Below are 12,974 nucleotides of genomic sequence, written 5' to 3' on the forward strand. Positions count from 1 at the left end.
AATGGTATGCATCTTCAGTGAACGTGCCTCTTGTGGTAACGAACTTGCGTGATGCTCGAGAAAGCTAAGCATAAACTTTTGTCCTAGAGCATAAGTCTTGCATGATAATCCGCAGGTACAAAAACGGAGACGAAGAATCAATAACTGATGTGATTAATAGGTCGTTTGGAACTTTCAATGAGTGGGGCCTTACTCCTGAAAAATGGGTAGATTACGAACTGATCGATCCGGGTTTCAGCAGGGATAAGGCCTTCGTTGCGGAAGAGGATGGCAAGGTAATAGGTCATGTTCAATTGATGAAGAGGGAGTTAAATCTCGGAACCTTCGTGTTGGTATCGGGCGTCGCTAACGTTTGCACCGATCCCAACTTTCGGCTACATGGGGTTGCAACTCAAGTACTCAAAGAGGCCCTTTTGGATGCCAGGAGCTGGTCTGCGTTATCTGGACTTGACACAACTTATGCGTCTGGCGCTCATAGAATATACAGAAAGCTGGGCTTTTCCCCCTTTCACTTTTTCAGGCGCTACAGCGGCGAGAAATGGGACGTTGAAAGGGCGATCCGCCGTCTGCAGAGAATTGCAGGTCCTCTTGAAGAGGAAGTTAGACCCTTTGAGTTTCAGGACAAGACGGCTATTGAGAACATATACTCCCTTAACTCAACCAGGATAAAAGGCTCCGTTAGGAGAGATCACTCATATTGGGAAGGCAAGCTTTTCTCCAGAAACTCATGGCAAACGTTTTTCTACAAGGGCTTTAAAGCCGATGACCTGCTTGTGCTCCCAAATCGGGCTTATGCGTACGTTGATTGGGATGCAGCTGCCAGGCGGTTGACGGTCAGGGAAGCTCTTTCCCTGCCAGGCGATTACGAGGGTTTAGCGGCTGTGTACTTAAAGGCGTTCTCCTCAAGGCCTGATTTAAATGAGATAATAGTGGTAGCGCCCGAGGGTGATCCTACCCTTGATGCCTTACTAGCGGATCTTTATAAGTTCAGGGTTACTAGTTCCTTTATGTTTTCTGTGCTTGACATGAGATCGCTGCTCTCTCAGCTGAAAGGTTTTGGCCATTCCTCGCGGAAAAACGTAAGGATTCAGGTCTACAACGATTTGGGCTTTCTGGAGCCAGCGGTAGTTGACTTGGGAGATTTAGCGCTGGCTCCAGATGGCGCGCAGTTTGACGCCACCCTCTACCTTCATCAGACGACTTTTCTCAGGTTGCTGGCCGGCCTGGAAAATCCGATCAGTGCCCTGGAGCAGGACAGGATAACCATATCAGGAAACTCTGAGGGCATCCCAAAAGCGCTAAAAGAACGTTTCAGCGTAAGCCCATTTGTGCTATGGCCTTCCGATAAGTGGTGATCAGCCCCGTACCTGGCGGTCTCACGAGGGATAAGCGCATGAGTCCGCCTTTGGAACTGACGTAATAGACAGTTGACGTAACAGACAGTCAAGAGTAAACCCTTAGCGCGTGCTTTTGAAGTCAAGATCAGCTTCGCGCGTGTACCTCCAATGACTTCATATACCGAAACGTAACCTAGTCAACGAATTTTAGAGCTCGTTTGAGGCCGGTATTTAACGTTTCTTTGGCCTGTAAAAAAGCCAATAAGCGCGCAAATCTCTGGCGACCATCCACGGTTTGATATGGGCATTAGCTGCCAAGCCAGACAAGCATTCTGAGATGGATGCATTCGCTAAGCCTTGCTTCCTGTAGCGTTTTCAAGCCTTACCCAATAGGTCCAGGCCATGCCTGCGCAATGCATAAACGCTTTCGTCCTTTAATCGACATGGTTTTCAGAAAAGCTTTCGTTGTACCGCACACTCACTGGGACAGGGAATGGTATCTTCCTTTTGAGGGCTATAGGCAGTGGTTGGTCTCCGTTATGGACGTCACTCTCGATATGCTGATTTCTGGAGAGCTCGAACGGTTCACGTTAGATGGCCAATCGGTTCCCTTGGAGGATTACCTTGAGGTTCGCCCCGAGCGGAGATCCGATGTAGATCGGCTGATAAGGGATCATAAGCTCGTAGTTGGCCCTTGGTACACCCAGCCCGACGAGTGAATTCCCTCCGGTGAGTCCTTAATCAGAAATCTCCTGTACGGAATGAAAGTAGCACAAATTCACGGAGGAAATATGAGAGTTGGTTACCTGCCTGACTCCTTTGGGCATGTGGCCACGCTCCCCACCATATTGTCTCAGTTTGGGCTGTGCGTTTTTGTTTTTTATCGCGGGTTGGCAGACGAGGATTTAGGAGATGAGTTCTACTGGGAGTCGCCATCTGGCGATAGAGTGGTGGCGGTCTTCATGAGGAAAGGATATTGTTCGGCGAACGCGCTGGGGCTGAACGATCCATACTCACCGCTGTACCTATCATCTGCTTCAGGGCTGGCCTTTAGGCTGAAGGGACAGGTGCCAAGCGAACCCGACGTGGAATCGGGAGTGAGTAAGCTTAGGCAGGTAGTCGATGAAGCGCAAAAGCACTCTGCGCTCGAAGTCTATCTTATACCAAACGGCTGTGACCACATGGCCCCACAAAAGCTAAAGCACATACTTGAGAGCGCCAGAGAAGCGATGCCTGACGTTGAGCTTAAGGTTGGGGATCTGGATGAGTACGCGACCGAGTTAATCTCTAGGCTCGGGTCCGTTGCTCTGAAGACCTATAGAGGAGAGCTAAGGGCAGCGAGGTTCACCATGGTGGATTACGGCGTGCTGACGACGCGGGCTGACATAAAGCTCATGAATTTTGCTGCGGAAAAAGCCCTAACGGGATACGCTGAGCCGCTTTCGGCTGTCATGAAGGCCTTGGGCGGCAGGCCTCGTTCCTTGGAGCATGCCTGGAAGCTTTTGTTACAGTCACAGGCTCATGATAGTATCTGCAGCACTGGCGTCGATGAGGTTAACGAGCAGGTAGCTGAAAGGTTGACGGCAGCATTCGAGGCGGCCATGGGAGCTTCTCTGGCAAACATGGAATATCTGTCCAATATCTTGAGGTTAAGCGATACCAAGAACGAGGGTCCCACGTATTTTATTTTTAACCCAGCAAACAAATCTAGGAGCGATCTCGTAGAAATCATCGATATCGGGAAGGGAGAAAGCGGCGGTGCAGCTTTCGCGGAGGAGGACGTAGCGTCGGGATCAACGGGAAAAATAATCAAGAGAGGATTTGTTGCAACCGTTCCAGCGGTAGGCTACAGCTTTGTTACCGCACATCCAGAAGTCGCGGCGTCTGACGAAGCAGCCTCAAGTGGGGCGCGGGGAGACAGTTCGGAAGGTGTCCCCAACATCGAGAATGAGCACTTTACGGTATCGATGGCTGCGGATGGCACGCTAAAAGTAGTCGATAAGAATAGCAACAAGAGGCTGGAAGGGCTGGCCTTATTGCTAGACGGTGGAGACTCGGGAGACGAATACGCGTATAACCCGCCAAATGGGGATGTTATAGTTAAGAGCGCAGGTTCCCTTAAGCAAGCAAGCGCGCGGAGATTTCCGGGTTGGCAAGAGCTTCGTGCCTCCTTGGTTATGAGAGTTCCTGCATCGTTGGAAGGCGACAAAAGATCGGCAGAACTTGTGGATTTGCCCGTTGAAGTCGTGGTAAGGGTCATTTCGGGAGTTAGAAGGATCGACATGGAAATCACCGTCAATAACACCGCCAAAGATCATAGGATGCAGTTAGCCTTTATCTATCCGAGCCTTGAAAAGGTTCTTACATCGACCGCATTTGGAGTGGTTACCCATAAGTATGGCGAGCTACCAAGTGGGAAGGAATGGGCAGAGCTCCCCGCAAAGTCATACGCGTTCAAGGGTTGGTGTGCAGGTGAAGCAGGAAAAGAAGGTCTGATGGTCGTTGCACCGGGCGTTTATGAGTGCTGGGCTGGCGAAGTGGACAGCGAGAAAGCGCTGATGATAACGCTTTACAGGTCGATAGGATGGCTGTCACGTTCTGATCTCTCAGTAAGAAAAGGAGATGCTGGGCCTCACATAGAGACACCAGCGTCGCAGGTATTAAAAAAGATGAGGTTCCGGGTCTCCATAATACCCTATATGGGCGAACCACCTTATCAAGAAGCCGAGGCTTTCACGGCTCCCCTCTTGGCGATTCCTGCTGGAGGGAAAGTGTTGCCTTCATCTTCTGGTTCTTTTGTGAGTTTGCCGCAAGAGGCGGTGTTAACGTCGCTTAAGCCATCTGAGGACGGGAGGGGAATAGTGATCAGGGTTTACAACCCTACCGAGCGGCCTATCGAGAGACCCATGAGTTTCGCCTTTCCCGTGGAGCGCGTTTTGCTCTCCCTTATGGATGAGCGCGACGGCGAAGAAGTGCCAGTAAAACACGTCAACGAAGATATTCCTGGCTATCTCATACGGCTGCCTCCAGGATCTGTCGAAACATTTAAAGTTCTTCTGGCAAACGCTTCCGACAGACCCGGGTAAAAGGTTAACTTGCAAGCGAGGTGACTGCCAGTGAAACGGTATGATATCGTGCATCATTAGGTCTTATAAAGCTCAGCCACGCGTTATATTGCTCTAGGTCAAAGGGGGGCATCCCAGCCACGTAATGGTTGGTAAACCGATTGCCGCCGATCTCCCAAGAGATCAGCAACAGCCTCTTTTCTGAGGATTTGGCGGGGATGGAGGCCAGCACCTTTCTTGACATCGGCTGAACTTCAAACTCGCCGTTAGCCAGCGCGTTTCCGTCGGCGTCCTCGACCTCATAGGAGCCAGACACGAGGTTCCGCGTGTCATTTATGGCAACAACGTCCATTTTCCACGCCATCGGCTCTGCAATGGCGATGGTAAATGGTCTCTGAGCCCTCTTAACGTAATTGTAGGCCAGCTTCTTTCTGAAGTTATAGTCAACTACAGAGTCAGATATTTGCGGCCACGGGTCAATGACGTTCCACCAGATTATACCCCAAATCTGATCGGAAAGCCTTGCTCTTTCTACGAAGAACTTTAGGGCTTCGGCTTGAGTTATTTGACTGGCCTTTATGAAATCATCCAAGTCCTCGGGGACTTTACCAAAGTATTCTCTCTCTTGGTTGATCATCAGCTCTATCCTGCTGTAATCCCTTCTTCTTCCTAACCAATGCTCTACCGAGTGCAGGCGCCAGTAGTAATCGTCTGCGGGCCAAAGCGCAGATGCGGGCAAAAAGGATTCAAGCGTTTCCCTATCAGGGCAGCCGTGATAGCCGATCTCGCTAATGAAGGAAGCCTTGTTTTGAGTGTAGAATGGACCCTTAAAGTAGTCTCTTGGACCCCATAGATGTTGTTCAGGCAAGGAATCAATGGGCAAGTTATCGGAAATGTACGGAGATGAAGGAATGTAAGGCCTATTCGGGTCAAGCCTTTTAAGTAGCGCTGGAACGACTTGCCTCGTCAACGAGTTATCTGACGGCGATAGGTTTTCCTCGCGATAGGCGATATTGCACTCATTATCACCAGCCCAAAGGATAAGGCTAGGATGGTTTCTCAGTCTTTTAACCACATGTGTGACCTCTTCTTCCAGCGCTTTTCTGAAGTCTTCAGTCTGCGGATAACGGGCGCATGCCATGGCGAAGTCTTGCCAGACCGCTATACCGTGCTCATCGCAGAAATCAAAGAACTCATCATCATCGTAAACACCTCCTCCCCAGCACCTTATAATGTTACACCCCAGGTCATTATACAGGGCTAACACCTCTTGAAGCCTTTGAGAGTCTCTAGAATGGAACGCGTCCAGGGAGTCCAGTTAGATCCTCTTAGTCTCAAAGGTATGCCGTTTATTACGAATCTGAACAGGCCTTTTTTAGCATTCCTTTCTAGGTGTACGGTGCGAACGCCTATCCTATCCTCTCTTACATCGATAATTTTTCCCGCTTGGACGAGCTCGCACTTGGCATTGTAGAGGTTTGGCTCGCCGTAACCCTTTGGCCACCATAAAAGGGGGGAGGTTAACTTGAGGTTCAGGTGACCCGCGACGAACTCCACCGCGAACTCGGCACTCTGGCAGAGCTTCTTATCGTCACGCGATAGCGGGCAAAGCGAGAACCTAAGGGTCAAGCGCTCTTTTGATAACAAGGAAGGGCTAAGTTTGAAGAATACGTCTATTGTGGCCTCCGACCCGCTCGCTTGTTTTGTGCTGTAATGCAGTTCCTCAATTCCAGGCTTGGCTGACACAAGCTCAACGCCCTTTGTTATGCCAACGGAAAGGATTCTGGGAGCAATATCCCATCCAAATGAATGTTGAGGCATGCGCAACCATAAAGCCTCTTCCCCTCCCTCCCAGGAGAGGGTGAGCGTGTCATAACCCTTATTTGCCGCGTAGTCCAGTGGCGACGTGAGCTTGACGACCAGCAGGTTGTGGCTCTTAACGCGGTTGGTGACGTCGTATGCGTGCTCGATAAAAGAGTTTTCGCATGAGCCCAATAGCTCCCCGTTAAGCCATACTTCGCCTACGCCAATTATGCCGCGAAATATGAGCTGTATTTTTTCCTTAAGAGGAGCGTTTAGGTCAAACTCCTTAACGTACAACCATTGGTAGAACTCGTAGGTCCCTTGGTCAATACGACCTTCGCTCAAATTGCGCAGCAGATGCATTACGTCAATTACTCTTTCTTAGGTTCAGCGATACTTGATCAGCCCATGCTTGTTTACAAGTGGATAAACTTCACGCTGATACCTGGTATACACTTTAGCGATGGGGACCCTCTTAGTGCTCAAGATGTTATCCTTGAAATGGATCTTAACGAAGCCCCAGGGGCTGCCAATATGCCTCCTGGAACTGACGTTTACACCATGCAGAGCAACTGGACCGGTGACGTTAACATAAACTGGGCTACCGATAACGGCTTCTGGTGGTACGCTCCAAATAACTACACGGTTAGCATTGTTGACGCTACATCGCTATCTGACATCAGGCTAATGTGGAGTAACGCTCCGATGCCTTGGAACATATTCCATTCATTCAAGAACGAGGCAGCGCTCAAGGCCTTTTACTCGAAGGATCCGATAGGATTGGGTCCATGGGTCCTGCAGTCTTGGACCTCGGATTCTGAGACCTTTACCTTCAACCCGTATTGGGTCAATGCTATACCTGAAGTAAAGGGTTACATAGCTGGTGAGTACGCCTATGGCCCGATTCGCATAGAAAAAATCACGCCCTCGGTGAAGACGCTGGTCATCGAAGTTTACCAGAGCACATCTTCAGCTGAGCTTGCCTTGAAATCTGGCGAAATCCAGGCAGCGCAGATAAACATTCCGGATATAAACACGGTATGGAGTCCTTCAATTAACCCCAACGAGCACGTGTGGTGGTATAACACGACAAACACGGTATACTTGGGGCTTAATGAGGAGCTGTATCCGTTCAATCTTTCTGGGTTTAGGCAGGCTATAGCATACGCCATAAACAGGACTTACATAGCAGACGTGGGCGAAGTGGGATATGGCGTGCCAGCCCCGCCAGTAGGACTCTCATGAACTATGTATTATAAATATCTGACCCCCCAGACCAGGGCCAAGCTGAATCCGTACAATACAAACATAACCAAGGCGAAAGAAATCCTCAAGGGCTTGGGTTTCACGTGGAACTCAAAGGGGCAACTGGTGACTCCGAACGGGAGCATAGCCTCTTACACGTTGCTTGTGCCATCTACAATGTCCGACTGGGAGACCGATGGCCTTATAATTGCCAACGAACTGCAACCGCTGGGCATAACCATAAACGTAGAACCTCTGACCCCGACATTATTGAGCGAAGACGAGTCGACCGCGTACTATCAGATGATGATAATCGAGGGAGGAGGCTTCACCCCGTGGAGCGCATGGCAGTACGTAATGAATCCGGAGTTCATAATAGGCTACGGTACTCCTCAAGGTCTCTCTAGTGTGATCTATCCACTGCCTAATAACACGAAGCCGAACACACCGCTTCATTATTCCGTATCAGGTGACTTCGTGAGATTCTGGAATGTAACCATGGCTAACATGTTTAACAGGGACAACGCTCCGATTGAGCCATCCCAAAGGCTCGCCGACTTTAATACGATGGCCTTGATTATAAACCAGCAAGAGCCACTCATACCTTTGTTTGACCCGATTTTCGCCTTCGAGTACAGCACCGCGCAGTGGGACGGTTGGCATCAAGTTCAAAGCGTGTATTCGATGACCCCGGGAGACAGTGACTTCTACGGCTTCGTGGCCCTGTTCCTTAAGCCCGTGGTACCAACTTATTCCGTGTCCATAAGTACTGCACCAAGTGGAGGTTCAGTGGTTATTAACGGCACATCCTACACTAGCGGGGAAACTGCCTCGCTTGCAGCTGGCACGTACACCATTTCAGCTCAGCCACCAAGCGGGTATGAGTTCAGCGGCTACGCGTCTACTGGTTCGGTGTCGGTCACCTCGCCGAGCTCTAGCACTAGAACCATGACTGTGAGTGGTTCAGGCTCATTGAGCGTGGCGTGGAAGTCCTTAACGGTAACAGCCTACGCCTCTAGCATAACATCTCCATCTTTAAGCGCAACCAGCGTCTCCGTAGGGACGCCGGTTACAATTAGCGCTACTGCAAAGTTTGCCAACGGCAGCGCTGCGCCCAATCAGATCATCGACTTCTATGCCAACGGTCAGCTAGTGGGTAGCATGAGCACCAATAGTCAAGGCGTAGCCTCCGTGACATACACACCATCTTCATCTGGTACTTACACCATAACGGCCTCGCTAGCCTCGAACCCGTCTGTTAAGAGCACCAGTTCAGCAAGCCTTTCGGCCAGTGCTCCCTCGAACAGTGGTCTGATTGCCGCAGTTGCAGTGGTGATTGTGGTCATCATAATAGTGGCCGTGATCGCCATATACCTATCGCGGAAGGGTAAGCAGACGAAATGACGATAAGCAGGTCAAAAACACTTGAATGATTTTTTTAGAAGCGCTTGAGTAGGCGCAGAAAGAAGGATGTCCCTGAGCTTCTTTGACGCAACGACAAACGTAAGTCGACGTGGGCAACTATTCGCTCGCTTTAGATAAGCGATGACTTAATAACGGAGTCGATGTAGCTTTTGCTTGCCCGAGCGCTTTCCATTGCGCTCTCCCCATTCTGGGGCCTATCCTGCTCATATGATATCCATCCATCATAATTGTGGTCCTTGAGTAACTTGACGATTTGCACGAGGGGAAGGTCACCTTTTCCCAGGTCTCTGAGCCTTTCGTCCCATTTCTCGTTTCTCGGCACGAATTCCCCAGGCCTAACTGCGTCTTTAAGGTGCACGTGAGCGACCCTTTTCACGTATCTTTGCACGAAGGGAAGCGGGTCTATTCCTGAAAAGGACAAGTGTGCTATGTCGGGACAAAAGCCGATAAGCCGATCATCAGTATTCTGCATGGCGTAATTTATCTCGTCAGGGCCTTCTATGATCGTACCGTAGTGATTATGCAAAGACGCTTTGATTTTATATGCGGACATTATTTGTGCGACCTGGGTCATGGTATCTACGGCTTGGATCAAGTAATTCTCCTTGTTCTCTTCATATCCGTCAAAACGAGAGGGAGGGCCGAGTATCAAGTTCGTGCATCCAGCTTCCGACATGTACCTTGCCCTCTTTTGTGCCTCCTCAATTAACGAAGCCTTTTGCGACTTCAGGTGCCAAGGAGCTCCCCAGTAGGTTGCAGCCCAGCGCAAACCCTTTGCCGACAGCACCTGATCTAAGGCCTGAGGGTCTGGGAAGTAGGCAATAGCTTCATCATATCCAAATTCAGCGCCATCAAATCCGAGATTTGCGGCGACCCCAAGAAAGTCGTTTAATTTCAGTGAGCCAAAAATTATCTTGCAAATTGAGAAATTCATAGAAGCGTTTTGGGCGCGCTTAAAAGGGTGCCGCAAAAATAGCAGAAAGGGCGCGGCATCGACGTCGTGGTCGCGGCCATGCGCGCGGTCGATTTTTTCTCTTTTTGTGTGGCCAGTAGGAAGGTTGAGAAAGGCCTAACGTATTACGGGGTCAGAACAGGTTTAAGCTATCTTTAGCGCTCACCGAAGTGGCTAGGAAAAAGGCGGCCGAGATAGTGGAGGAAAACGCAGCCCTGAAAAATCCTACGCAAAGAGGCTCTAGGATTAACTACCGCGTTCTTAAGTTATTTAAAGAGAGACATGAAGCACGCTTCCTACTGGCCGCACTCGAGGCCGATGAAAGGAAGTCGGCTGAAAACTGCTTGGGCACTTACTTTGCTCCTCCCTTTCTGGGATAGTTAAATGCCTTCAGCGAAGCGGGGGTGTTATACACAAGGGCAATAGCCCCCATGGCAACCTCATCATCTCCAAACGACGCTCTTTCCAGCTTTGGCTCCGCTACGCGAAGGTGACCCCTTATCCTATCGCGAACGCCGTCATAGAAGAGTCCCCAATTGTTAAGTGCGACGGAACCCCCGATCACTATGAGCTCAGGATCGTAAGAAACGGAAACGGTAACAATCCCCGCGGCATTGATGTCGAGCCAGTAATCGATGAACTTCTCAGCGGCCTTGTCTCCTTCAGATGCAAGCCTGAACACATCGGGCGCTTCCTTGGGGTTTTCCTTTGGCTTAACGCCCCATTTCTTAGTCATTACGTTGAAAGCATCGACCAGGTGGCCTCCGCTTGCTATACCTTCCCAGTAGCCAATTCCTCCGCAACAAGCTATCTCTGAGCTGAGATCTACAACTATGTATCCTACCTCATGTGCGTTGCCATCTTTTCCCAGCAAGAGATTGCCATCGACAACAGCTCCAGCTCCTATGCCGGTTGAGAACGTTAGGTAAACCATGTTTTTAACGTCCTTCCAGCGGTAGACGTGCTCTCCCCAGACTCCGGACACGCAGTCGTTCGCTATGTAGAAAGGCTTACCCGTGCGCAGAAGGGGCTCGGCTATGGAGAACTTGCCTGAAGGGGCATTGGCCGAGGCCACGACCAGCCCTTGCCTAAGGTCTAGCGGTCCTATGGAACCAACCCCTACCGAGTCGTAGTCCCACTCTTTAGCTACTCCCAGCGCAGTCGCAACGGGATCCGGTGTTGTACGAAACTTTTCCCTTTTTACGAATTCGCCGTTTTCTTTGGCTAGCACGACTCTTGTCCACGTCGCTCCTATGTCTATACCAAGTATCATAGGCTATTAGCGGAGGGTCCCTTAAATTTTCTCTTTCGGCAGCCTGTCCGTAATGTGCCTTTCCAAGAAACCCCAGAAACTCAGATCGCGTTCGACGAAGAGAGCTGGACACCCGTTTCTTGGAATCGTTCGGAGTCCTCGTTTATGACCTTGAGCCCTAGGAGCTTCGAGAATTCGCTTATGGCATCCCTGTGATCGCCTAGCAAAAGGACTCTGTGCCAGCCGTGCCCCCATCTTCTCGCAAGCGTTCTAACTGGGGCGCTCGCGATCACCTTAGTTCCACATGCCGGCAAGGAGAGCTCATTACCAACGATCGTGCTCTCGTGAACGTAAACGGACCTTTCACCTAGGTTGAAGCCGACTGCTGTTAGCTTCTCGCCTATGGGATATTCGACGTTGACGGCGGCGTATCTAGTTCCCAGATGCGACGGGATTATCGAGTACCTTAAGTTCATGCCGTTGATCGGATTTGTGGGTAGATAGCAGTGATAATAGGTTACTGTGCCGTTCAGGTCGTCCGTAACTGGATCTGTTGCCGAACCATTAACGTTTAAGAGGTATTTGCCAATCAAGGCAACAAGAAGCGAGTTAAGATCCGCTTCGCACATGGGCACGTACTTGCCGTCTCTATAGAGCTGCGCATAACCTAGGCATGGCCAAGCGTCGAGGACAACAGAGTTGGCGCTCCTTAGCCCCAAGCAATCGATGGTTATAGCGTTGGCCTGCTTGTCTTCTAGCGCCCTTTGCATGGCTATGTAAAGCCTTGCCGATTTGAGAACTTCATCATACTGCTTTTCCTTATCGGGAAATTGAGCGGCGCCGCTTATCCAGTTATCTGCAATCGGTTTTGCCGCTGCATCTTCAACTTTTGAGAAATATTTATCGGAAAACTCACTACCGCTCATCAGAGTAAGCTTTATCCCCGTGAGAAGCGATACCTGATTAATCCACGCCGACATGTCCCTATTGGTGATAACTAGCGCGTGGGTGCTCTTCAGATTTTGAAGGGCAACGAGGTATCTGACCTTCCTTAGGGCATTCTCTGATGTTATATCCCTTGTCGCTATGCTCACCACGGGATATCTGTCAATAAGATCCCTATCCAGGAGGTAATCCCCACCGCCTCCTAGCGACTCCGCAAGTAGCACAATGGGCTTACCAGTCTGTATGATCTCAGATAACAAGGCAGAAGGACCCTGCAGGTCTACGACCACGTAACCAGCTGCATTGCCCTCATGATCGAGGAACGCTCTAAGGTCATCAACGTTCTTTATCGGGTACTCGGCGAACTCAACATCGGGATACAGTTCCTTAATTTTTGATGAGATTTTATGCCTTATGTCATCTTCCCATTTCCAGGATGTATCGTACCATGAGCGAACCTCAGGGCTGGCCGTTGCATCAAGATAACTAATGTTAGGAGAGCCTGGAAAGCCGACAGCTCCCAGCGGCGGCTCTAAATAAACAACTGGAATCTTTTCCATAGTAATGTGGTGCATCAGCTTATAAATTTGATTCATAGGTTATAATATATTAATTCGTGAAATAAGAGAAAATTTTGTAAAATTGGACAGTTCTCCGCTTAGCGCCACCTCTGTACTCATGAGCTGCTTTCATGATGAAATCGGGAATGCACCTCCTCGAATTTCTTGATCTGAGGGTTTTGCCAAAGACCCATGAGCGTCGGGTTTTTCGGATAGCGTCCAAGCAATAAAAAGCAACGAAAGCGAAAGGTCTTGCAGATAAGGAGGCAGGGTTCTGTTCGAGCTTGCAGCACATGGATACGTGGTGAAATCGCTTAGGCATCGCAAGCGACGCTTGAGCTCACAGCTCATCTTAAACCGGTTGTTCCTGTAGTCGTTGTGATTTTCGCG

The 12,974-nt window shown here is 50.0% G+C and carries 8 protein-coding genes and 2 pseudogenes; 5 read left to right on the forward strand and 5 right to left on the reverse strand.

Annotated features, from left to right (window positions below; all coding sequences use genetic code 11):
* Positions 1-101: 101 nt before the first annotated feature.
* The 3 genes and pseudogenes from PRZ02_RS03080 to PRZ02_RS03090 all read left to right on the forward strand — a co-directional run bounded on the left by PRZ02_RS03080 (position 102) and on the right by PRZ02_RS03090 (position 4,423).
* Positions 102-1,355: a GNAT family N-acetyltransferase gene (locus PRZ02_RS03080; protein ID WP_449464374.1), complete on the forward strand. Its 1,254-nt coding sequence runs from the start codon at positions 102-104 to the stop codon at positions 1,353-1,355.
* Between the two features lie 425 nt (positions 1,356-1,780).
* A pseudogene (locus tag PRZ02_RS03085) lies at positions 1,781-2,929 on the forward strand (glycoside hydrolase family 38 N-terminal domain-containing protein); the annotation flags it as partial.
* Positions 2,930-4,036: 1,107 nt separating this feature from the next.
* Positions 4,037-4,423 carry a glycosyl hydrolase-related protein gene (locus tag PRZ02_RS03090; RefSeq protein ID WP_449464437.1) on the forward strand — a complete coding sequence of 129 codons (387 nt, stop codon included), beginning with the start codon at positions 4,037-4,039 and terminating at the stop codon, positions 4,421-4,423.
* Between the two features lie 4 nt (positions 4,424-4,427).
* Here PRZ02_RS03090 and PRZ02_RS03095 read toward each other — a convergent pair whose 3' ends face one another.
* Together PRZ02_RS03095 and PRZ02_RS03100 are read right to left on the reverse strand one after the other, a co-directional pair.
* Positions 4,428-5,669, reverse strand: a complete 1,242-nt coding sequence (locus PRZ02_RS03095; protein WP_449464375.1) for a glycoside hydrolase family 2 TIM barrel-domain containing protein — start codon at positions 5,667-5,669, stop codon at positions 4,428-4,430.
* Positions 5,663-6,550, reverse strand: coding sequence for a glycosyl hydrolase 2 galactose-binding domain-containing protein (locus PRZ02_RS03100; RefSeq protein ID WP_449464376.1), 888 nt, complete (start codon positions 6,548-6,550; stop codon positions 5,663-5,665). The genes PRZ02_RS03095 and PRZ02_RS03100 overlap by 7 nt, the downstream gene beginning before the upstream one ends.
* 63 nt (positions 6,551-6,613) lie before the next feature.
* Between PRZ02_RS03100 and PRZ02_RS03105 the strand changes: the two are divergent.
* Positions 6,614-8,854, forward strand: a pseudogene (locus PRZ02_RS03105) (ABC transporter substrate-binding protein).
* A gap of 130 nt (positions 8,855-8,984) precedes the next feature.
* Here the strand turns inward: PRZ02_RS03105 and PRZ02_RS03110 are convergent.
* Entirely contained in the window at positions 8,985-9,809 is an 825-nt protein-coding gene (locus PRZ02_RS03110) for a sugar phosphate isomerase/epimerase family protein (RefSeq protein WP_449464377.1), read from the reverse strand.
* A gap of 188 nt (positions 9,810-9,997) precedes the next feature.
* Between PRZ02_RS03110 and PRZ02_RS03115 the strand changes: the two genes are divergently transcribed.
* Positions 9,998-10,207, forward strand: a complete 210-nt coding sequence (locus PRZ02_RS03115) for a hypothetical protein (RefSeq protein ID WP_449464378.1) — start codon at positions 9,998-10,000, stop codon at positions 10,205-10,207.
* On the opposite strand, the gene PRZ02_RS03120 is transcribed toward PRZ02_RS03115, so the two are convergent.
* Together PRZ02_RS03120 and PRZ02_RS03125 are read right to left on the reverse strand one after the other, a co-directional pair.
* A complete protein-coding gene (locus PRZ02_RS03120; RefSeq protein ID WP_449464379.1) occupies positions 10,180-11,100 on the reverse strand; it encodes an ROK family protein in 921 nt (306 codons plus the stop codon). The genes PRZ02_RS03115 and PRZ02_RS03120 overlap by 28 nt on opposite strands.
* A gap of 80 nt (positions 11,101-11,180) precedes the next feature.
* The gene (locus PRZ02_RS03125) at positions 11,181-12,584 is read right to left on the reverse strand and encodes a hypothetical protein (protein ID WP_449464380.1); all 1,404 of its coding nucleotides are present in this window, start codon (positions 12,582-12,584) and stop codon (positions 11,181-11,183) included.
* Positions 12,585-12,974: the final 390 nt, after the last annotated feature.

The organism is Tardisphaera saccharovorans (assembly GCF_046635845.1).
Taxonomy (GTDB): domain Archaea; phylum Thermoproteota; class Thermoprotei_A; order Marsarchaeales; family UBA168; genus UBA168.

Coding starts and splice junctions, on each gene's coding strand:
- PRZ02_RS03080 (WP_449464374.1), top strand. CDS start 102: ATGATAATCCGCAGGTACAAAAACGGAGACGAAGAATCAATAACTGAT.
- PRZ02_RS03090 (WP_449464437.1), top strand. CDS start 4,037: ATGGGCGAACCACCTTATCAAGAAGCCGAGGCTTTCACGGCTCCCCTC.
- PRZ02_RS03110 (WP_449464377.1), bottom strand. CDS start 9,809: ATGAATTTCTCAATTTGCAAGATAATTTTTGGCTCACTGAAATTAAAC.
- PRZ02_RS03120 (WP_449464379.1), bottom strand. CDS start 11,100: ATGATACTTGGTATAGACATAGGAGCGACGTGGACAAGAGTCGTGCTA.
- PRZ02_RS03125 (WP_449464380.1), bottom strand. CDS start 12,584: ATGGAAAAGATTCCAGTTGTTTATTTAGAGCCGCCGCTGGGAGCTGTC.